16 protein-coding genes are annotated in these 19,471 nt (G+C 65.2%); 5 read left to right on the top strand and 11 right to left on the bottom strand.

Features of this window, described 5'->3' with window-relative positions:
- Positions 1–164: 164 nt before the first annotated feature.
- The 11 genes from RFM98_RS10240 to RFM98_RS10190 all read right to left on the bottom strand — a co-directional run bounded on the left by RFM98_RS10240 (position 165) and on the right by RFM98_RS10190 (position 12,353).
- On the bottom strand, positions 165–977 hold the full coding sequence (locus RFM98_RS10240; RefSeq protein ID WP_320308745.1) for an enoyl-CoA hydratase family protein: 813 nt from the start codon (positions 975–977) through the stop codon (positions 165–167).
- Positions 974–1,438, bottom strand: coding sequence for a MarR family winged helix-turn-helix transcriptional regulator (locus tag RFM98_RS10235; protein WP_320308744.1), 465 nt, complete (start codon positions 1,436–1,438; stop codon positions 974–976). Before RFM98_RS10235 ends, RFM98_RS10240 begins: the two co-directional genes overlap by 4 nt.
- Positions 1,432–2,205 carry an SDR family NAD(P)-dependent oxidoreductase gene (locus RFM98_RS10230; RefSeq protein ID WP_320308743.1) on the bottom strand — a complete coding sequence of 258 codons (774 nt, stop codon included), beginning with the start codon at positions 2,203–2,205 and terminating at the stop codon, positions 1,432–1,434. Before RFM98_RS10230 ends, RFM98_RS10235 begins: the two co-directional genes overlap by 7 nt.
- Complete coding sequence (locus RFM98_RS10225; protein WP_320308742.1) at positions 2,202–4,496, bottom strand: bifunctional salicylyl-CoA 5-hydroxylase/oxidoreductase; 2,295 nt, start codon at positions 4,494–4,496, stop codon at positions 2,202–2,204. Before RFM98_RS10225 ends, RFM98_RS10230 begins: the two co-directional genes overlap by 4 nt.
- A gap of 198 nt (positions 4,497–4,694) precedes the next feature.
- On the bottom strand, positions 4,695–5,294 hold the full coding sequence (locus tag RFM98_RS10220; protein WP_320308741.1) for a VOC family protein: 600 nt from the start codon (positions 5,292–5,294) through the stop codon (positions 4,695–4,697).
- 79 nt (positions 5,295–5,373) lie between these two features.
- The gene (locus tag RFM98_RS10215) at positions 5,374–6,198 is read right to left on the bottom strand and encodes an ATP-binding cassette domain-containing protein (RefSeq protein WP_320308740.1); all 825 of its coding nucleotides are present in this window, start codon (positions 6,196–6,198) and stop codon (positions 5,374–5,376) included.
- Positions 6,191–7,069: an ABC transporter ATP-binding protein gene (locus tag RFM98_RS10210; RefSeq protein ID WP_320308739.1), complete on the bottom strand. Its 879-nt coding sequence runs from the start codon at positions 7,067–7,069 to the stop codon at positions 6,191–6,193. The genes RFM98_RS10215 and RFM98_RS10210 overlap by 8 nt, the downstream gene beginning before the upstream one ends.
- Positions 7,066–7,914, bottom strand: a complete 849-nt coding sequence (locus RFM98_RS10205) for an ABC transporter permease (RefSeq protein ID WP_320308738.1) — start codon at positions 7,912–7,914, stop codon at positions 7,066–7,068. Before RFM98_RS10205 ends, RFM98_RS10210 begins: the two co-directional genes overlap by 4 nt.
- On the bottom strand, positions 7,907–8,914 hold the full coding sequence (locus RFM98_RS10200; RefSeq protein WP_320308737.1) for an ABC transporter permease: 1,008 nt from the start codon (positions 8,912–8,914) through the stop codon (positions 7,907–7,909). The genes RFM98_RS10205 and RFM98_RS10200 overlap by 8 nt, the downstream gene beginning before the upstream one ends.
- Positions 8,915–9,097: 183 nt before the next feature.
- Positions 9,098–10,624, bottom strand: a complete 1,527-nt coding sequence (locus tag RFM98_RS10195; RefSeq protein WP_320308736.1) for an ABC transporter substrate-binding protein — start codon at positions 10,622–10,624, stop codon at positions 9,098–9,100.
- A gap of 154 nt (positions 10,625–10,778) precedes the next feature.
- The gene (locus RFM98_RS10190) at positions 10,779–12,353 is read right to left on the bottom strand and encodes a phytoene desaturase family protein (RefSeq protein WP_320308735.1); all 1,575 of its coding nucleotides are present in this window, start codon (positions 12,351–12,353) and stop codon (positions 10,779–10,781) included.
- A gap of 120 nt (positions 12,354–12,473) precedes the next feature.
- Between RFM98_RS10190 and RFM98_RS10185 the strand changes: the two genes are divergently transcribed.
- From RFM98_RS10185 to RFM98_RS10165, 5 genes are all read left to right on the top strand, one after another.
- On the top strand, positions 12,474–13,265 hold the full coding sequence (locus tag RFM98_RS10185; protein WP_320308942.1) for a cyclase family protein: 792 nt from the start codon (positions 12,474–12,476) through the stop codon (positions 13,263–13,265).
- 339 nt (positions 13,266–13,604) lie between these two features.
- Entirely contained in the window at positions 13,605–15,176 is a 1,572-nt protein-coding gene (locus RFM98_RS10180; RefSeq protein WP_320308734.1) for a phytoene desaturase family protein, read from the top strand.
- Positions 15,176–15,658: a MarR family winged helix-turn-helix transcriptional regulator gene (locus RFM98_RS10175; RefSeq protein ID WP_320308733.1), complete on the top strand. Its 483-nt coding sequence runs from the start codon at positions 15,176–15,178 to the stop codon at positions 15,656–15,658. Before RFM98_RS10180 ends, RFM98_RS10175 begins: the two co-directional genes overlap by 1 nt.
- A gap of 54 nt (positions 15,659–15,712) precedes the next feature.
- The gene (locus tag RFM98_RS10170) at positions 15,713–17,866 is read left to right on the top strand and encodes a thiamine pyrophosphate-dependent enzyme (RefSeq protein ID WP_320308732.1); all 2,154 of its coding nucleotides are present in this window, start codon (positions 15,713–15,715) and stop codon (positions 17,864–17,866) included.
- A complete protein-coding gene (locus tag RFM98_RS10165; RefSeq protein WP_320308731.1) occupies positions 17,859–19,445 on the top strand; it encodes an indolepyruvate oxidoreductase subunit beta family protein in 1,587 nt (528 codons plus the stop codon). Before RFM98_RS10170 ends, RFM98_RS10165 begins: the two co-directional genes overlap by 8 nt.
- Positions 19,446–19,471: the final 26 nt, after the last annotated feature.

The raw sequence follows: 19,471 nt of genomic DNA, 5'->3' as shown, positions 1-19,471 counted from the left end.
GCCGGACATCTCCCCCGCAAGGGGGGAGATTGGCAGCTGCGATCTCGCCGCCCGTCCTGAGACCTCGGTGATTGGCGAAAGCAGTGCAGTCGGCTGATCTCCCCCCTTGCGGGGGAGATGGCCGGCAGGCCAGAGGGGGGTGCCTGGGCGAAAACCGATCATCGCTAGTTCCCCTCGAACACCGGCTTTTCCTTCGCCACGAACGCCTTGTACGCCCGCTCGAAATCGCCGGTCTGCATGCAGATCGCCTGCGCCTGGGCTTCCGCCTCGATCGCCTGATCGAGGCCCATCGACCATTCCTGGTTGAGCTGCGTCTTGGTGATGCCATGCGCGAAGGTCGGCCCGGAGACGATGCGCTTCGCCATGTCGAGCGCATCGGCCTCGAGCGCGGCGGGCTCGACGAGGCGATTGTAGAACCCCCAGCGCTCGCCCTCGGCGGCGCTCATGGTGCGGCCGGTGTAGAGCAGCTCGGCGGCGCGGCCCTGGCCGATGATGCGCGGCAGGATCGCGCAAGCCCCCATGTCGCAGCCGGCGAGGCCGACGCGGGTGAACAGGAAGGCGGTCTTCGCCTCCGGCGTCGCGATACGGATGTCGGAGCTCATCGCGATGATCGCGCCGGCGCCGACCGCCACGCCGTCGACTGCGGAAATGATCGGCTTGCCGCAGTTGAGCATTGCCTTGACGAAGTCGCCGGTCATGCGCGTGAAGGCGAGCAGCGCCTTCATGTCCATCTTGACCAGCGGTCCGATGATGTCGTGAACATCGCCGCCCGAGCAGAAATTGCCGCCATTGGGCAGGAACACGACGGCATCGACGTCGTCGGCATAGACGAGATCGCGGAACGTGTCGCGCAGCTCCGCATAGCTGTCGAAGGTCAGCGGGTTCTTGCGCTCCGGCCGGTCGAGTCGGATTTTCGCGACCTTGCCTTCGACCTCCCAGAGGAAGTGCTTCGGCTTGAGCTTGGCCATGGCGCTCATTCGCGTCCCTCCCAATTGCTGCGGAACGATTTCAGCATGCCGGTCAGCCGCCGCGCCTCGTCCTCGCTGACGTTGCCGAGCAATTCGCCGACCCAGCCCTCATGCGCGGCGGCGATCGCGGCGAAAGATTTCGAGCCTTCCGCTGTCAGCCGCACCATCGAGGTGCGGCGGTCGCCGTTGCGGCGCGCCCGCGCCACCAGCCCTTCGGAAACCAGCCGGTCGACGATGCCCGTCACATTGCCGTTCGACACCAGAAGGAAGCGCGACAGGTCGCTCATCAGCATGCCTTCCGGCGAGCGGTAGAGCGCCGCCATCACGTCGAAGCGCGGCAGCGTGGTGTCGAACTCCTTCTTCAACCGCTCGCGCAGCTCGGCCTCGATGGTGCGCGAGGCACGCAGCAGGCGTATCCAAAGCCGCAGCCGGTCCTTGCCAGGTCCGGTGGAAGTCGGTCCCGCTACCATGTCTCACCTCCCGAGACCGAGATCGCCTGCCCGGTGATAGACCGCGCGGCATCGCGGCACAGCCACAGCACCGCGGACGCGACCTCCTCGGGCTGGATGAAACGTCCTTGCGGATTCGTCGTCGAAAGACTTGCGCGTGCCTCATCGACGGAGCGTCCGGTCTTTTCGACGATGCGCGCGATAGACTCCTCCAGCATATCGGTTTCGACGAAGCCCGGGCAGACCGCATTCACCGTCACACCGGATTTGGCGGTTTCGGCGGCCAGTGCCCGCATCAGTCCGACGACGCCGTGCTTGGCGGCCACATAGGGCGCGACATAGGCATAGCCCTTGAGGCCGGCGGTCGAGGCGACGAAAATGATGCGGCCTGTCTTCCGCGCGAGCATGCCGGCCAGCGCCGGCTTCACCGTCAGGAAAGCACCAGTGAGGTTGACGTCGAGCGTGCGCTGCCAATCGGCCAGCGAGGTCTTGTGCGCTGGCGCGCTGCCCGCCATGCCGGCATTGGCGACGACGATGTCGAACGGGCCGCGCGCGGCGTCCGCCTTCTTGTGGAGGGCCGCCATCTCGGCTTCATTTGTAACATCCGCCGCGATGGGGAAGATCCGGTCGCTTTCCTTCGCGACCTCCGCAAGGGCAGCTTCGCGCCGTCCGCAGATGGTCACGTTCACACCTGCTTCCGCCAGTATCAGGGCGATGGCTTTGCCAACGCCGGAACCGCCGCCGGTGACCAGCGCATGCTTGCCGGTGATCTCCCGCGCGGCACTCATACTTTGAGCCCCGCTGCCGCTTCGCGTTCCGCCAGCCGGTAGATCTGATCACGTCCGGGCAGATAGGGATCGGGCCATTTGACGCCGCGGTCGCCGAGCGTCACCGCCGCGTGCAGCGTCCAGTAGGGATCGGCAAGATGCGGCCGCGCCAGCGCCACCAGATCGGCGCGGCCGGCCATCAGGATCGAGTTGGCATGGTCGGGCTCATAGATGTTGCCGACCGCCATCGTCGCCATGCCGACCTCGTTGCGGATGCGGTCGGAAAACGGCGTCTGGAACATGCGGCCATAGACCGGCTTGGCGGCGATCGAGGTCTGCCCGGCCGACACGTCGCAGAGGTCGACGCCGGCCTCGTGCAGCATCTTCGCGATCTCGACCGCGTCCGAAGGCGTCACACCCTCGATACCCACCCAGTCATTGGCCGAGATGCGCATCGAAATCGGCTTTTCGGCGGGCCACACCGCGCGCACCGCGTGGAAGATCTCCAGCGGAAAGCGCATGCGGTTTTCCAGCGAGCCGCCATAGTCGTCGGTGCGGCGGTTGGTCAGCGGCGTGATGAAGGCGGAAAGCAGATAGCCATGCGCGGCATGGATCTCCAGCATGTCGAAGCCGCAGCGCTCGGCCATTGCCGCCGAGGCGACGAACTGGTCGCGAACCAGATCCATGTCGGCGCGGTCCATCGCCTTCGGCACCTGGTTCTTCGGCGACCATGCAACGGCCGAAGGCGCCATCACCGGCCAGTTGCCGGAAGTGAGCGGCACGTCGGTTCCTTCCCAGCCGACCCGGGTCGAGCCCTTGGCGCCGGAATGGCCGATCTGGGCGCAGATTTTTGCCTCGGTCTCGGCATGGACGAAATCGACGAGGCGCTTCCAGGCGGCCTCATGTTCCGGCTTGTAGAAGCCGGGGCACCCAGGCGTGATGCGGCCTTCGGGGCTGACGCAGGTCATCTCGATGTAGAGAAGGCCGGCGCCGCCCTTGGCGCGCTCGGCGTAGTGGGAAAAATGCCAGTCGGTCGGACAGCCGTCGACCGCCTTGTACTGCGCCATCGGCGACACGACGATGCGGTTGGTGAGCGTCATGCCGCGCAGCTTGAACGGCGCGAACATCGGCGCGCGGCGTAAGCTGTTGCCGCCGGCGCCAGCCTTGCGCTGGAACCATTCCTCCGCACCCGCCAGCCATTCGGCATCGCGCAGACGAAGGTTCTCATGGCTGATGCGCTGCGAGCGGGTGAGCAGCGAATAGTTGAACTGAACTGGATCGAGGCCGAGATATCGTTCGACTTCCTCGAACCATTCGAGCGAATTGCGCGCCGCCGATTGCAGCTTCAGCACCTCGGTGCGCCGCGCATCCTCATATTTGCGGAAGGCGGCCTCGAGATCGGGCTCAGACTCGACATAGTCGGCAAGCGCCACCGCGCTTTCCAGCGCCAGCTTGGTGCCGGAGCCGATCGAAAAATGCGCGCTCGCCGCCGCGTCGCCCATCAGCGCCAGGTTCTTGTACGACCACCGCTCGCACAGCACGCGCGGGAAGTTGATCCAGGCCGAACCTCTGATGTGGTTGGCATTGGTCATCAGCGGATGGCCGCCGAGATGCTTTTGGAAGATGCGCTCGCAGACCGCGATCGATTCCTGCTGCGTCATCTGGCCGAAGCCGAAAGCAGCCCAGGTCTGTTCGCTGCATTCGACGATGAACGTCGCGGTCTCGTTATCGAACTGGTAGGCATGCGCCCACACCCAGCCATGCTCCGTCTTCTCGAAGATGAAGGTGAAGGCGTCGTCGAATTTCTGCGTCGTGCCGAGCCACACGAACTTGCATTTGCGGGTGTCGATGTCCGGCTTGAAGACATCGGCGAAGGTGGCACGCGACTTCGAGTTCAGTCCATCCGCCGCGACCACCAGATCATGCGTTTCCATGAAGGGTCGCGGATCGGCAATATCGGTCTCGAATGCCAGCTTGATGCCGAGCTCGCGCGCCCGGCGCTGCAGCAGGATCAACAGCCGCTTGCGGCCGATGCCGCAGAAGCCATGGCCGGAAGACACCGTGCGCACACCGTCATGGATGACGGCGATATCGTCCCAATAGGCGAAATGCTTCTTGATCCAGACCGCGCTGACCGGGTCGTTCCTGGTCAGGTTCTCCAGCGTTTCCGCCGAAAGCACCACGCCCCAGCCGAATGTATCGTCGGGGCGGTTGCGCTCATAGACCGTCACCTCATGCGCGGCGTCGCGCAGCTTGAGCGAGATGGCAAAGTAGAGTCCGGCCGGTCCGCCGCCGAGAACCGCAACCTTCATGTCTTGCGATCTCCTCTAGAGCAATTCCAGGAAAAGTGCGTAGCGGTTTTCCGTCCGGAATTGCGTGAAACGCTCTAAGGGTAATCCGGAACCGCCGGCATGGCTGGCGGTTCCGATCGTCAGTATTGCGCCCGCAGGCAATTATTTCAAGCTTAAAGTTTTATAATTGAACGATAGTCAGGCGTTTGGCGGACCAGGTCACTTGGCCGGATCCTTGGGGCTCCACAGCACCGTCTCGGCGCCCTTTTCATAGGCCATGCCATCCGGGTAGCTGATCGCTTCCAGTTGCAAGCCCCACGGCGCCTGGAAATACAGAATGGTCTGGCCGGCCGCGGGCCCTTCCTTGACCGGCAGCGGTCCCATCCTGGTCTTCACACCCTTGGCGTCAAGATAGGCTTTCGCGGCCGCGACGTCGTCGACATAGAAGGCGATGTGGAAGCCGCCGATATCGCTGTTCTTCGGCGTCAGATCCTTCTGGTCCGGCGCGGTATACTTGAACAGCTCGATGTTCGAGCCATAGCCGCAGCGGACCAAGGTGATCTCCTCGATCACCGCCTTCGGATCGACGCCGAGCAGGTCCTGCATGAAGGTGCCCTTGTCGTCGGCGAACGGGCCGAAGGCCATCGCCTTCTTGCAGCCGACGATAGTGGTGAAGAAGTCGACGGCCTGCTTCATGTCGGGCACGGTGATGCCGGTATGGTCGTGTCCGCGCATGCCGGGGATCGAATCCGCCGAGGCAGCTCCCATTGCGCCGAACAAAGAGGCCGCGAGGATCGCTGCCTGGATTGCATATTTCATGTCACCCTCCATTGGCGGGCCGACTTGTCATCGCGCACGTCCGAGCCCGCTGGTCGGCATGCGGATATCAAAGCTCACTTCATGTGGGCGCCTTGGGCTGCAGCCAGTCCGGATCGATCTCCGGCAGCGGAATGGCCGCGAGCAGGTCGCGCGTGTAGGCTTCCTTCGGATTATCGAACAGCGCGTCGGTGGCGCTGGCCTCGACGATCCTGCCTTCGCGCATGACGATGACCTGCTGGCAGAGCCGCCGGATCACCGATAGGTCGTGGCTGATGAAGGCGACCGTCAGCCCCATCTCGGCCCCGAGCTTTTCCAGCAGCGTCAGGATTTGCGCCTGCGTCGAGACGTCGAGGCCAGAGACGATCTCGTCGGCCAGCACGAATTTCGGCGACAGCGCCAGCGCCCTGGCGATGCCGACGCGCTGACGCTGGCCGCCGGACAGCTCGTGGCGGTAGCGGCTGGCGAAAGTCTGCGGCAGGCCGACGCGCTGCAGGGCCTCGGCGACGCGCTCCTTCAGCCTGTCGCCAAGCCCGTTCTGTCTCAAGGGTGCTGCGATGATGTTGAAGATCGTGTGCCGCGGGTTGAGCGAGGACATCGGATCCTGGAAGATCATCTGCAGGTCGCGCCGCAGCGGTCGAAGCTCCGCTTCCGAAAGATGGCTAATGTCGCGCCCCTCGAGGCTGATCGTGCCGGCGCTTGGCTCGAGCAGCCGCACCAGCGCGCGGCCGAGCGTCGACTTGCCGGAGCCGGACTCGCCGACGATGCCGGTCACTGATCCCTTGGGCAGGTCGAAGTCCAGCCCCTTGAGGATCTCGGCCAGTGGCGCGCGGCCGATCAGCGGCTTGCGCGTCATGTCGGGCAGCGCCACCTTCAACCCGCGTACCGAAAACAGCGGCTCAGCCATGGCTTGGCCTCCATTCGCTGTCGGCCGCCGCGATCTCGGCAGCAAGTCCCGCGAGCACGGCTTCGTCCACCGGCTTCAGCGATGCGAAGGGATCGGTGTAGCGTGGCGTCGCCGCGATCAGCGCCCGCGTATAGGGGTGCTGGGGCGCTGCGAAGAGCTGAGCGGTCTCGGCTTCCTCGACCACTTTGCCGGCATAGAGCACCGACACCTTCTGGCTGATCTTGGCGACGACGCCGAGATCGTGGGTGACGAACAGGATCGCCGTGCCGTGGTCGCGCTGCAGTTGCGCGATCAGCCGCAGGATCTGCTTCTGCACCGTGACGTCCAGCGCCGTCGTCGGCTCGTCGGCGACGATCAGCCTGGGCTCCGCCGCGAAGGCCGCCGCGATCAGCACGCGCTGCCGCATGCCGCCGGACAATTCGTGAGGATAGCTTTTAAGCACTCGCTCCGGGTCGCGGATCTGCACCTCGTCGAGCAATTGGCGGATGCGCTTGTCGGCTCTCTCGCCGCTCCAGCCGAGGATGCGGATCAACCTGTCGGTCATCTGCGAGCCGATGCGGCGCGACGGGTTGAGCGCGGTCAGCGGGTCCTGCGGGATCAGCGCCGTGCGCGCGCCGACCAAACTCCGCCGCGCCTTGGCATCGAGCCTGCCAAGATCCGTACCCTCGATCAGCATCTCGCCCTCGACGATGCGAACACTCTTCGGCAGCACGCCGAGCACCGCCTTGCCGATCATCGTCTTGCCGGCGCCGCTCTCGCCGACCAGCGCGCGCACCTCGCCCGGCTGGACGCTGAGCGACACCGAGCGCAGCACGCGCTGGCCGTTGGGCAGCACGGCGCTCAAGCGACGGATGTCGAGGCACGCGCTCATCGCAGCACCGGGTCGAAACGCGCCTTCAGCGCCTCGCCGAACTGGCTGAAGGAAAGCACGGTGAGGATCAGCGTGATGAGTGGGAACACCAGCACCCACCAGGCCTGGTGGATCGACAGCCGTCCCTCGGCGATGATGCTGCCCCAGGTCGGATCGTCGGTCGAGATCGACAAATTGACGAAAGAGAGGATAGCCTCGACGATGACGGCGATGCCCATTTCGAGCGACAGCAGCGCCACTACCGACGGCAGCACATTGGGCAGCACTTCGCGCAGCATGATGCCGATGCGGCCATAGCCGGCGATGCGCGCGCTTTCGACATAATCCATGCGCGCCTGGCTCATCGCCTCGGCGCGGATCACCCGGCAGAAGCGCGTCCAGTCGATGATCGCGATGGCGAGGATGACGGAGCTCAGGCCCGTGCCGAGCACCGCGACCAGGAGGATCGCGAACAGCACCGGCGGAAAGGCCATCCAGACGTCGACGATGCGCGAGATGATCCGGTCGGCCCAGCCGCCGAAATAGCCGGCGATCAGCCCCAGCGCCGAACCGATGAGGCAGGCGGACGTCGCCGCCGCGAAGGCGACGATGAAGGCGATGCGGCCGCCGAAGATCAGCCGCGACAACAGATCACGTCCCAGGCTGTCGGTGCCCAGCCAATAGCCGGGCTCGGCGCCGTCAAGCCAGAAGGGCGGCAGGCGCTCCAGCATCAGGTCCTGCCCCAGCGGGTCCTGCGGCGCGACCAGCGGCGCGAAGATGGCGGCAAGCAGCGCCAGCAGCAGCCAGCCGCCGGCTAGCCAGAGCCTTGGGCTAAAGCTGCGTCGGACAGTGCGGGCCTCATCCATGGCGCAGCCTCGGATTGAGCAGCGCATACATCATGTCGACGGCGAGGTTGATCAGCACGAAGAGCAGCGCGAAGACCAGCACGATGCCCTGGATCAGCGGCAGGTCGCGATTGATGACGGCGTCGATCGCCATGTTGCCGAGGCCTTCATAGGAGAACAGCCGCTCGACGATGACGGTGCCGCCGATGAGGAAGGTGAACTGCACGCCGACCAGCGTCAGCGTCGGCAGCGCCGCGTTCCTCAGCGCTTCACGCAGGATGACCTGCGTCTCCGAAAAACCTTTGACACGCGCCAGTACGACATAGTCGAGGTCGAGCACTTCCTTCAGCGACTGCTTCAGGAGCTGTGCGATGATCGCCGCCAGCGGCAGCGCCAAGGCCACGGCCGGCATCAGCATGTGTTTCAGCAGATCCCAGGTGAGGTCGAAGCGGAGCCTGAGGATACTCTCGACGAGATAGAACTGGGTGACGAAGGGTAGGTCGAGCTGCGGCGACACGCGGCCTGAAATGTCGAAGACAGGCACCAGGACGCCCAACAGCAGGATCAGCACCAGGCCCCATAGGAAATCGGGAATGGAGAGCGTTGCGCCGCTGGCGATGTCGATGCCGCCTTCGACCGCCGTGCCGCGCGAGCGCGCGCCGAGGATCGCGGTCGTGCCGCCGATCGCGATCGCCATCAGCAGCGCCACGGTGGCAAGCTCCAGCGTCGCCGGCAGCCGGTTGAACACCAGGCCGAGCACATCCTGGCGCAGCGAGATCGAGGTGCCGAAATCGCCGTGCAGCACGCCTCCGAGCCAGATGAAGAATTGCTGCACGATGCTTTTGTCGAGCCCATAGAGCGCGCGCAGGCGCGCAATATCGTCATTGCTGGCGCCGGGCGGCAGCATCATGGCGATCGGGTCGCCGGGCGCGACGCGGATGACGACGAAGACGACGATGGCGACGCCGAACAGCGTCACCAGCATCGTCACCAGGCGAACGAGGAATCTCTGCAGCAGCATGCGGACCTAATCACTCTGACGAACTCCCCCTCATCCGGCCGCTTCGCGGCCATCTTCTCCCCGGTGGGGAGAAGAGACTAGCTCAGCCGTCTGCGATCTCTTCTCCCCTCGGGGAGAAGGTGGCCCGAAGGGCCGGATGAGGGGGCCTGCCGGGCGAAGACCGGCAGCTCCAAGGACCGATGGTCAGGCCGGGGTCATCAGCGCCGGCAGCAGCGCGCCGGACACATGCTGCACGACATTGACCTTCTTCGAGTGGACGATCGGCTGCGCGTATTGCATCAGCGGCAGCACATAGGCCTGCTCGGCGATGTATTTGTCGACGGCCTTCCAGCCGGCGATGCGCTTGGCCTCGTCCTTCTCGCCCCACAGCGGATTGATCATGTCGACCAGGTCTTTGCTGTCCCACACCGAATGCGGGCTCGGCCCGTACATGGCAAAGCCCGTCGAGGTGGTCGGATCGCCGATGGAGTTGCCCCAATTGTAGAAGGCGGCCGGCGCCAGCTTGTCGGCGGCGCGCAGCTCGTAGTGCTTGGCGATTTCGTAGACCTCGATCTTGGCCTCGATGCCGACCTTGCGCCACATGCCGACGATCGCCTGGATCATCTCATAGTCCTTCGGCTTGAAGCCCTTGGTCGTCTGTATGGTGAACTTGACCGGCTTTTTCGGCGAATAGCCGGATGCGGCGAGCAGCTCTTTGGCCTTCTCCGGATTGTGCTCGACCTTGATCGAGGCGTCGAAGGCCGCATACTCGGGCGTCTCCAGCGTCGAGATCGGCTGGCCGTAGCCACGCAACAGGCGCTTGACCAGAAGCTCCTTGTCCACCGCCATCACAGCCGCCTGCCGGACATTCTTGTCCAGCATCGCCTCGATGTCGTTGAAGAAGATCATGCCGATGTCGGAAACGTTCTTGATCGAGCCGGCCAGCCCCTCCTTGGCGATAAGCCGGTCATATTCCTCGTAAGGAATTTCGAGCGTGACCTGCGAGGAGCCGGACTCGATCTCGGCAACGCGGCTCGCGGCGTCGGTGACGAACTTGATCGTCACATTCTCGAAGGCCGGCTTGGTGCCCCAATAGTGCGGGTTGGCCTTCAGCCGCAGGAAGGCGTTGCGCTCGAACTTGTCGACCATATAAGGCCCGGTGCCGATCGGCGCCCTCTCAAAACCCTCGGCGCCGACCTTCTCGTAATAGGCTTTCGGCATGATGTAGCCGGTCAGGAACGACATCCACTTGAAATAGACCGGATCGAACTGCACGACATCGCCGGTGATCTTGTTGCCGTCGATCTTGAAGTTGTTGACGTTCTTCCAGACGAACTGGATCGGGTTGCCGGTCTTCTCGTCGCCGGCGCGCTGCAGCGACCAGACAACGTCCTCGGCGGTGAAAGGCGAACCGTCATGCCATTTCACGCCGTCGCGCACCGTCATCGTCACCTTGGTGCGGTCCTCGTTCCAGCCCCATTCGGTGAGCAGGCCGGGCGTGAAGGAGAGGTCCGGCTTCTGGCCTATGATCTGGTCGAACACCGATTGATAGAGGCCCTGGATGGTCGGGTTGACGGCCGAAGGGCCGGTCGTCGGATCCCAGGATGGCAGGTTGACGTTATAGGCGATGGTGAGCTCGTCCGCCGCCTTTGCCGCCCTCGGCAGCCCGAGCGTCGCAGCACCCAGCGCCGCCGCGCCATATCCAAGCAAGTCGCGTCTGTTGATGGTCATGGTCGTTCCCCTTGTTGGTTGTCATTTGTCCGCGCGGCGTTTTTTTCATTCGTAGGTCTGGTGGGCAACCGCGCCTTGTCCATCCCGGAATTAGCTCTTTGTTGGAGCGTGATCTTTCTCCGAAAAACCGGGTCCCACTTTTCGGGATCATGCTCTAGTTCCCTCCCAACTGTTGGGCGAGCATGAAGCCCGAGCCTGCGCCCGTGCCGGCGCCGGGCCATGTCGCGGCGCCGGTGAGGTACAGATTGGCGACCGGCGTGTTCCAGCGCGCGAAGGACCGCGCCGGGCGGAAGAGAAAATTCTGTGCCAGATGGTGGCTGCCGCAGATCTGGTCGCCGCCGACAAGGTTCGGGTTTTCGCGCTCGAGGTCGAGCGGCGAGAACACCGCGCGGCCGAGAATCTTGCTGCGCAATCCCGGCGCGTAACTCTCGATGATGTCGAGCGCGCGTTCCGCATAGGCGTCCTTGACCGCATCCCAGTGAGCAGGCGCGATCTTGCCGGCGGCGTCGCCAAGGATCTCCGCCGGCAGCATGCGCACCTGCACCCACAGCACATGCTTGCCTTCAGGCGCCCGCGTGGGATCAACGGTCGTCGGCTGGCCGACCACGAGCACGGGCTTGTCGGGCAGCAGGCCGGCGATCGCCTGCTGGTAGACAAGCGACATGGCATCGAGCGACGGCGCCAGATGCACATAGGCGAACCGGCGAAGGTCGGCTCCTGCGCTCCAGTCGGGCAGGCCGTCCAGCGCCAGATGGATCATCATCGTCCCCGGCGCATGGCGGAATTTCTTCATCGCCGCATCGAAGCCGGCATCGCCGGAGCCATTGGGCAGCAGCTTGCCCGGCAGCGCTTTCGGCGCGACGCCGGCAATGACGGCCTTGCGCGCGACATGGGTTTCGCCGGAGGCCAGCCGCACGCCGGTCGCCTTTCCGCCGGAAACCGTGATCTCGACGACATCCGCGCCGGTCGTGATCTGGCCGCCGGCCGCGGTCACCATGCCGGCCAGCGCGCGGATAACGGTGTCGGCGCCGCCTTTGCCCAGCACCATGCCGAAACTCTGGTTGGCCATCGATTCCAGGTAAGGGAACACAGCACCCCCGGCGATGTCGGGCGCGAAGTCGAGATGCATCCCCCAGGCGGCAAGCGTCGTGCGCACATGCGGCGTCTCGAAATTCTCTTCCAGCCAGGCGCGAGGGGAGGACAGAAGCAACCGTGCCGTATCGAGCGCGCCGGAAAAACCCTTCTTGCGCCACAGGTTCCAGCCCGTGCCGGCCAGCGCTCTTGCGCTCATCGGCGATCCCAGCAGGCGGAACAGATGTTCGGCTTCACCCGGGAAGGCGTCGACCAACCGGCGCCATGTGGCGGCGTCCGCTGCCGAGAAGGCGGCCATCCGTGCGGCGGTCTTCGCCAGGTCGTTGCTGACGCCGAACCATTCCCCGTCCGGGAAGGCGCTGGCGAAACAGTCGGCCACAGGTGCGAATTCCAGCCCGTGGCTTTTCAATTCATTTGCATATTTCCGGTGGAAGGCCGAGCCGGCAAACAGGCTCAGATTCATCGCGCCGAAATCGTGCCGGAAACCTGGAAGCGTGTATTCGGCGGTGCGAACGGCGCCGCCGATTGCCTGGCTGCGCTCGAAAACCGCGATTTTCCAGCCTTTGAGCGCCAGATGCGCGGCGCATGCCAGACTGTTATGGCCCGCCCCGACAAAGATGGCGTCAAACTCGCTCACGCCCCGCCCCAAAATGCTTTATGCTTAAAGATAATTGCAGATGCATATGTTTTCGTCTAGTAGGTATATTAAGGGCCGCAACGAGCCTTGATGATCACCGACAAGAGGGAACGAAAGACCATGGACACGCAGAAACTCCTCGGCGAGGTCGCCGGCCAGCTGCTCTCGGGCGCCATCAAGGTGGTCGACCTGTCGGCGCCGCTCGGCCCCGACACGCCGCTGATCAAGCTGCCGCCGGAACTCGCCGTCGACACGCCGAAGGTCGAGATCCACGCCATCTCCAAATATGACAAGAACGGCCCGTGGTGGGCCTGGAACTGGCTGAAGCTCGGCGAGCATTCGGGCACGCATTTCGACGCGCCGCAGCATTGGATCACCGGCAAGGACTATCCGGACGGCGCCACCGACACCATTCCGGCGCAGAATTTCGTCGGCCCGGTCAACGTCATCGACTGCTCGGCGGAATCCGCCGCCGACCACGATTTCCTGCTCACCGTCGACCATATCAAGGCCTGGGAAGCCAAGCACGGCGCCATCAATCCCGGCGAATGGGTGGTGATGCGCACCGACTGGTACAAGCGCAATGGCTCGGAAGCCGAGTTCCTCAACGCCAACGAGACCGGCCCGCACACGCCCGGCCCGACGGCCGAAGCCATCCAGTTCCTGATCGGCAAGGACATCAAGGGCTGGGGCTCGGAGACGATCGGCACCGATGCCGGCAAGGCCGGCGGCATGGAGCCGCCATTCCCGGCGCACACGCTGATGCACAAGGCCAACCGCTACGGCCTCGCCAGCCTCTGCAATCTCGATCAGCTGCCGCCGAAGGGCGCGATCCTGATCGCAGCACCCCTCAAGATCGAGCACGGCACCGGCAGCCCGATCCGCGCATTGGCGCTGGTGCCGGGCAAATAGGCGAGGCGGCGGTCTTCGGGAGAAGATCATGCTCGCAGTTGATGGAGCGATGATGGGGAAGGCGTGCCAGCCTTGCGGCGCTGGCGCTCACCCCCCTCTGTCCTGCCCGTCCTCCGCAGCAGCTGCGCTGCAGCTGCGGAGGGTGGACCGGACATCTCCCCCTCAAGGGGGGAGATTGGATGTCACGCCGGCCTTCGCCAACCTCCAACGCCGAAAGGACGAGTGGGGCGCACAAGCTGCCAATCTCCCCCCAAGAGGGGGAGATGTCCGGCAGGACAGAGGGGGGCGCGAAGGAATGCGACTTAGCCCGATTGGCCTCCCTTCACTCGCGAGCTCCCAATGACCGCCCCCGATCACATCATCGTCGGCAGCGGCATCAACGCCCTGGTCTGCGCGGCGATGCTCGGCGCCAAGGGCGCCAAGGTGTTGGTGCTCGAGCGCAACGACCGCATCGGCGGCTGCATGCGCACCGAGGAGATCACGGCTCCTGGCTTCGTCCATGACGTGATGGCGACGACCTTCGTGCTGTTCATCACCTCGCCGGCCTATGCCGCGCTTGGCAAGGACCTTGCGCGGCACGGCCTGGAGTTCTGCCATACCGCCACGCCGACAGGCGTCCTCAGGCCCGACGGCAGCCATGCCGTGCTCACCACCGACCGCGCCGCCAACATCGCGGCGCTCAACCGGATCGCTTCAGGCGACGGCGACAGCCATGGCGGCGATGTCGGCGACATCGAGCGCAATGCCGGGCTGCTCTTCGGCCTGCTCGGCGGTGCGCTCTGGTCCTACCCGACGACCAAGCTCATGGCCGGCGAGGCCTGGCGGCGCGGGCCGCGCAACCTTGCCGGCTTCATGGGCGAGGCGCTGGCGCCGGCACGGGGCTGGCTGGAAACGACTTACACGTCCGACACGGTCCGCGCCCTCTGGGCGCCTTGGGTGCTGCATGCCGGGCTCGGACCGGAAGACGCTTTCTCGGGCCAGATCGCCAAGGTCATCGCCTTCGCGCTGGAGGCTGCCGGTGCGCCGATCGTCAAGGGTGGCGCAAAAAACCTGCTCGCCGCCTTCGAGGCGCTGATCAAGGAACGCGGCGGCGAGATCCGCGTCAACGCCGACGTCGCCTCGATCGTCCAGACCGGAGCCCGCGCCTCTGGCGTGCGCCTCGCCTCCGGCGAGACGCTGACCGCCACGAAGAGCGTGATCTGCTCGGTCACGCCGACGCAGCTCTACGGCCGCCTGCTCGGCGATGCGGCTCCAATGCGCGACGTCGAAGCGACGCGCGTTTATCGCTACGGCAAGGGCAACTTCCAGATCCACTATGCCCTCGACAAGCCGCCGGCCTGGCGCGGCGCGGGCCTCGACAAGGTGGCGCTGCTGCATCTGACGCCGGGGTTGGATGGAGTGTCGAAAGCCTGCAACGAGGCGGTACGCGGCCTGCTGCCGGAAGTGCCGACCATCTGCGTCGGCCAGCCACACGCGCTCGACCCATCGCGCTGCCCGGAAGGCAAGGCGATCCTGTGGCTGCAGCTTCCCGAGGCGCCGCGCCATATCAAGGGCGATGCGGCCGGCAAGCTCGAGACCCCCGCCGACGGCCGCTGGACCGAAGCGCTGCGCGAGGCCTATGCCGACCGCGCCGAGGCGATCCTCGCCAACCACGTCGACGGTTTCCGCGAGAGCGTGATTGCGCGCCGCGCCTATTCGCCGGCCGATCTCGAAGCGATGAACATCAATCTGGTCGGCGGCGATCCCTATGGCGGCTCGTCCACCATCGACCAGTCCTTCCTGTGGCGGCCGTTCAAGGCCAGCCGCAACCACGAGACCGGCATCAAGGGCCTCTACCACATCGGCGCCTCCACCCATCCGGGCGCAGGCCTGGGCGGTGGCTCCGGCTTCCTTCTCGCGGGGAGGCTCTGATGGAACAGAAGCTCTCGGAAAAACGCCAACGCATCTCGACCCTCGGCGAGATCGGCCTGCAGCAATTCGCGCCCTACCTGATGAACCGCATCATGGGCCGATACAACGCCACTTTGCGCGAGGATTTCCGCAAGCAGGGCCTGACCATCCCGCAGGTGCGCACCCTGGCGGTGCTGTCGGTCACCGACGGCGTCACCGTCAACGACCTCTCGGTCTACACGGTGATCGAGCAATCGACCTTGAGCCGCACGCTCGACACGCTGGAAGGCCAGGGCCTGGTGCGGCGTGAGCAGGGCGTCACCGACAGCCGCTTCCGCCATGTGTTCCTGACCGATGACGGCCGCGCGCTGTTCACCCGCGCCTGGCCGGCCATGCATGACGCTTTCGAGGCGATGTTCGACGAGGTCGACGATGCCGAATACGCGGCGCTGATCGCGACGCTGCAGAAAATGCTGAAGAACATCCGCAAGCACGAAATCTAGATGTACGCGCCGCCCCCGGTGGCAATGGGCAGGCGGCAACGGAAGGAGGCAGACATGGCCGAACGGTCTTTTGCCAAGGAAGTCGAAAAGCTGAGGCTGGGCGCCGGCGAGGAATTCGCAGGCGAGGGCATCCTCGCCATCACCAAGGCGCTCTTGCAATGCGGCGTCGGCTATGTCGGCGGCTACCAGGGCGCGCCGATTAGCCATCTGATGGATGTGCTGGCCGACGCGCAGGACATTCTGGGCGAGCTCGGCGTGCATTTCGAGGCCAGCGCCTCGGAAGCGACCGCCACCGCCATGCTCGCCGCATCCGTGCATTATCCGATCCGCGGTGCGGCCACCTTCAAGTCGACGGTCGGCACCAACGTCGCTTCCGATGCGCTGGCGAACCTGGCGTCCGGCGGCGTCACCGGCGGCGCGCTGATCATCGTCGGCGAGGATTATGGCGAGGGCTCCTCGATCATGCAGGAGCGCAGCCACGCCTTCGCCATGAAGAGCCAGGTCTGGCTGCTCGACCCGCGCCCGAACCTACCCTCGATCGTCAAGGCGGTCGAGGACGGCTTCGAGCTGTCGGAAGTCTCGAACACGCCGGTTATGCTGCAGGTGCGCATCCGCTGCTGTCACGTGCACGGCCACTTCACCGCCAAGGACAACAAGCGCCCGCCTATGTCGGTCGCCGATGCGCTGTCGGCGCCGCGCCGTGACACCGGCCGCATCGTGCTGCCGCCTGCCTCCTTCCTGCATGAGAAGGAGAAAGTCGCCAAACGCTGGCCGGCAGCGGTCGATTTCATCAAGAGCCGCAAGATCAACGAGATGTTCGGACCGGACCATGGCTCGGTCGGCATCGTCATGCAGGGCGGCATGTACAATTCCGTCATCCGCGCGCTGCAGCGGCTCGGCCTTGCCGACACTTATGGCGACACCGACGTGCCGCTTTATGTGCTGAACGCCGTCTACCCGCTGGTGGACGATGAGTTCCTTTCCTTCTGCGAGGGAAAGCAGGCGGTGTTGGTCGTCGAGGAAGGCCAGCCCAACTATATCGAGCAGGCCTTTGCCGCGATGCTGCACAAGGCCGGGCGCGGCACCAGGCTGGTCGGCAAGGAGCATCTGCCGATGGCCGGCGAATACACCGGACAGGTGATGCTCGATGGCATCGGCTCCTTCCTGCGCGCCAACGCTCCACATCTGCTGCCGGGCGAGGTGCGTGCGCCGAACAAGCTTGGCGAGGGTGTCGATACCGCCGATCTCATCAACGTCGTTCCCGGACGCCCGCCAGGCTTCTGCATAGGTTGTCCGGAGCGGCCGATCTTTGCCGCGACCAAGCTGGTCGAGCAGGAGCTCGGCAAGCACCACATCGCCTCCGACATCGGCTGCCATCTGTTCTCGATCATGCCGCCCTTCGAGCTCGGCGCCACCACCATGGGCTACGGGCTCGGGCCGGCCTCGGCATCGGCCTTCAATTCGCCCGACGCCAAGCGCCGCTCCATCTCCTTCGTCGGCGACGGCGGCTTCTGGCACAATGGCCTCACCTCCTCGATCGGCAACGCCGTCTTCAACAAGAATGACGGCGTCATCGTCATCGTCGATAATTTCTACTCGGCCGCCACCGGTGGCCAGGACATATTGTCGTCGCGCGCCTTGAACCGCACCAAGTCGACCCGGCATCCGATCGATGAAGCGGTGAAGGGCATGGGCGTCAAATGGCTGCGCCACATCGACCGCACCTATGATGTCGGCAAGATGCAGGCCACTTTGCGCGAGGCGCTGACCACCGAGGAGAAGGGACCAAAGGTCATCGTGGCCTCTTCCGAATGCATGCTGAACCGCCAGCGCCGCGAGAAGCCGCTGGTCGACAAGGCGATCAAGGGCGGGACAAGGGTGGTGAAGCCGAAATTCGGTGTCGACGAGGACATCTGCACCGGCGACCATGCCTGCATGCGGCTCTCCGGCTGTCCGTCGCTGTCGGTGAAGTCGCTCGACGATCCGCTGCGCGACGATCCGGTGGCCTCGATCGACCAGAACTGCGTCGGCTGCGGCAATTGCGGCGAAGTGGCGGATGCCGCCGTGCTCTGCCCATCCTTCTACCGCGCCGATGTCGTGCACAATCCCGGCCGCTGGGACCGTTTCCTGGAAAGCACGCGCCGCGCCGTGATCGGCCTGTTGCAGCGGCGCCGCGAAAGCCGCCGCTTGGTGTTCGCCGATGCTTGACCCCAGCGCAGCGCTGCGCCCGAAGACGGGCGCCCTAGACGACGAGCGCGTGATAAAACTCGCCGTGCTCGCGGTCGGCGGCCAGGGCGGCGGCGTGCTTGCCGACTGGATCACCGACGTCGCCGAGCGCAACGGCTATATCGCCCAATCGACTTCGGTGGCCGGCGTTGCCCAGCGCACCGGCGCCACGATCTATTACATCGAGATGGCCCGCGACACCGGCCGGCTTCCGGTCTTCGCGCTGTCGCCCTCACAGGGCGACGTCGACATATTGATCGCCGCCGAGCTGATGGAGGCCGGCCGCGCCATCATCCGTGGCTTCGTCACGCCCGAGCGCACGACGCTGATTGCTTCCTCGCACCGCATCGCCGCCGTCTCCGAAAAGATCGAGCCCGGCGACGGCCGCGCCTCGTCGGAGAAGGTGCATGCGACGGCGCAGGCGGCCGCAAAGCGCTTCATTGCCTTCGACATGGAAAAGATCGCCGCCGAGAACGGCACCATGATTTCTGCCAGCCTGCTCGGCGCGCTGGCCGGCTCCGACGCGCTGCCCTTCACCCGCGAGAGCTATGAGCAGGCGATCGGCGCCGGCGGCCGTGGCGTCAAGGCGAGCCTTGCAGCCTTCGCCGCCGCCTGTGACCGCGCGCGAGGGATCGCGGCAGCGCCGGCCGCCGAAAAGGCGGTGGCGAAACCTGCCGTTGCCGAACCCAGGTCAACGGCAAAGGTCAGCGGACCGGAAATCCTGCTGAAAGGCTGGCAGGAGCTTGCGGCCCGAGTCGCGGCGCTGCCGGTGCCGGTGCGCGACATGGCCGAACGCGGCCTGAAGAAAGTCGTCGACTACCAGGACATCGCCTATGGCGGCGAATATCTCGACCGGCTGGACAAGGCGGTTGCGCTGGACGATGCGGAGCACGGCTACGCTTTGTCGATCGCGGCGGCGAAACATCTGGCCAACGCGATGTGCTATGACGACATGATCCGCGTCGCCGATCTGAAGACGCGTTCGACCCGCGACAGGCGGGTGCGCAAGGAGGTCGGCGTCGGGGAAGGTTCGGTCCTGCAGGTGACCGAATATTTCCATCCGCGCATCGAGGAATTCTGCGGCACGCTGCCGGCAGGTCTCGGCAGCTATATCGAGAACCGGCCGAAGCTCGCCGCCTTCCTCGACCGCCGCATCAATCGCGGCCGCCGCATCCGCACCGACAGCCTTACCGGCTTCGCCGCGCTCTGGTTCATCGGCGGCCTGCGCCGCTGGCGCCGCCGCCTGCTGCGTCACAGGATAGAGGTCGAGCACCTGGAGCGCTGGTACGAACTGTCGCTCGCCCATGTGCGCGAAAACTATGCGCTTGGCACCGAGATCCTGAACTGCCGCCGGCTGATCAAGGGCTATAGCGATACCCATGCCCGAGCGCAGTCGAAATTCGACCGTGTGCTCTCGGCGCTCGCCATGCTCAAGGGCCGTGAAGACGCCGCCGACTGGATCCGCCGCCTGCGGGAAGCGGCGCTGAAGGACGAAAAAGGCGACATGCTGGACGGCGCGCTGAAGACAGTGGCGACGCTTGGCGACAGCCCGGCTTTGTAACGTTCTTTCTGGGGATGAACGCCGGC

Origin of the sequence: Mesorhizobium australafricanum (genome assembly GCF_033977265.1) — a bacterium.
GTDB lineage: Bacteria > Pseudomonadota > Alphaproteobacteria > Rhizobiales > Rhizobiaceae > Mesorhizobium > Mesorhizobium australafricanum.
Note: the sequence above shows the minus strand (reverse complement) of the source record. Positions and strands in the feature narration are given on the sequence as shown.

Bases quoted from the DNA above. Each gene is read 5' to 3' on its own strand.
- RFM98_RS10240 (WP_320308745.1), bottom strand. From the start codon at position 977: ATGAGCGCCATGGCCAAGCTCAAGCCGAAGCACTTCCTCTGGGAGGTC.
- RFM98_RS10235 (WP_320308744.1), bottom strand. From the start codon at position 1,438: ATGGTAGCGGGACCGACTTCCACCGGACCTGGCAAGGACCGGCTGCGG.
- RFM98_RS10230 (WP_320308743.1), bottom strand. From the start codon at position 2,205: ATGAGTGCCGCGCGGGAGATCACCGGCAAGCATGCGCTGGTCACCGGC.
- RFM98_RS10225 (WP_320308742.1), bottom strand. From the start codon at position 4,496: ATGAAGGTTGCGGTTCTCGGCGGCGGACCGGCCGGACTCTACTTTGCC.
- RFM98_RS10220 (WP_320308741.1), bottom strand. From the start codon at position 5,294: ATGAAATATGCAATCCAGGCAGCGATCCTCGCGGCCTCTTTGTTCGGC.
- RFM98_RS10215 (WP_320308740.1), bottom strand. From the start codon at position 6,198: ATGGCTGAGCCGCTGTTTTCGGTACGCGGGTTGAAGGTGGCGCTGCCC.
- RFM98_RS10210 (WP_320308739.1), bottom strand. From the start codon at position 7,069: ATGAGCGCGTGCCTCGACATCCGTCGCTTGAGCGCCGTGCTGCCCAAC.
- RFM98_RS10205 (WP_320308738.1), bottom strand. From the start codon at position 7,914: ATGGATGAGGCCCGCACTGTCCGACGCAGCTTTAGCCCAAGGCTCTGG.
- RFM98_RS10200 (WP_320308737.1), bottom strand. From the start codon at position 8,914: ATGCTGCTGCAGAGATTCCTCGTTCGCCTGGTGACGATGCTGGTGACG.
- RFM98_RS10195 (WP_320308736.1), bottom strand. From the start codon at position 10,624: ATGACCATCAACAGACGCGACTTGCTTGGATATGGCGCGGCGGCGCTG.
- RFM98_RS10185 (WP_320308942.1), top strand. From the start codon at position 12,474: ATGGACACGCAGAAACTCCTCGGCGAGGTCGCCGGCCAGCTGCTCTCG.
- RFM98_RS10180 (WP_320308734.1), top strand. From the start codon at position 13,605: ATGACCGCCCCCGATCACATCATCGTCGGCAGCGGCATCAACGCCCTG.
- RFM98_RS10175 (WP_320308733.1), top strand. From the start codon at position 15,176: ATGGAACAGAAGCTCTCGGAAAAACGCCAACGCATCTCGACCCTCGGC.
- RFM98_RS10170 (WP_320308732.1), top strand. From the start codon at position 15,713: ATGGCCGAACGGTCTTTTGCCAAGGAAGTCGAAAAGCTGAGGCTGGGC.
- RFM98_RS10165 (WP_320308731.1), top strand. From the start codon at position 17,859: ATGCTTGACCCCAGCGCAGCGCTGCGCCCGAAGACGGGCGCCCTAGAC.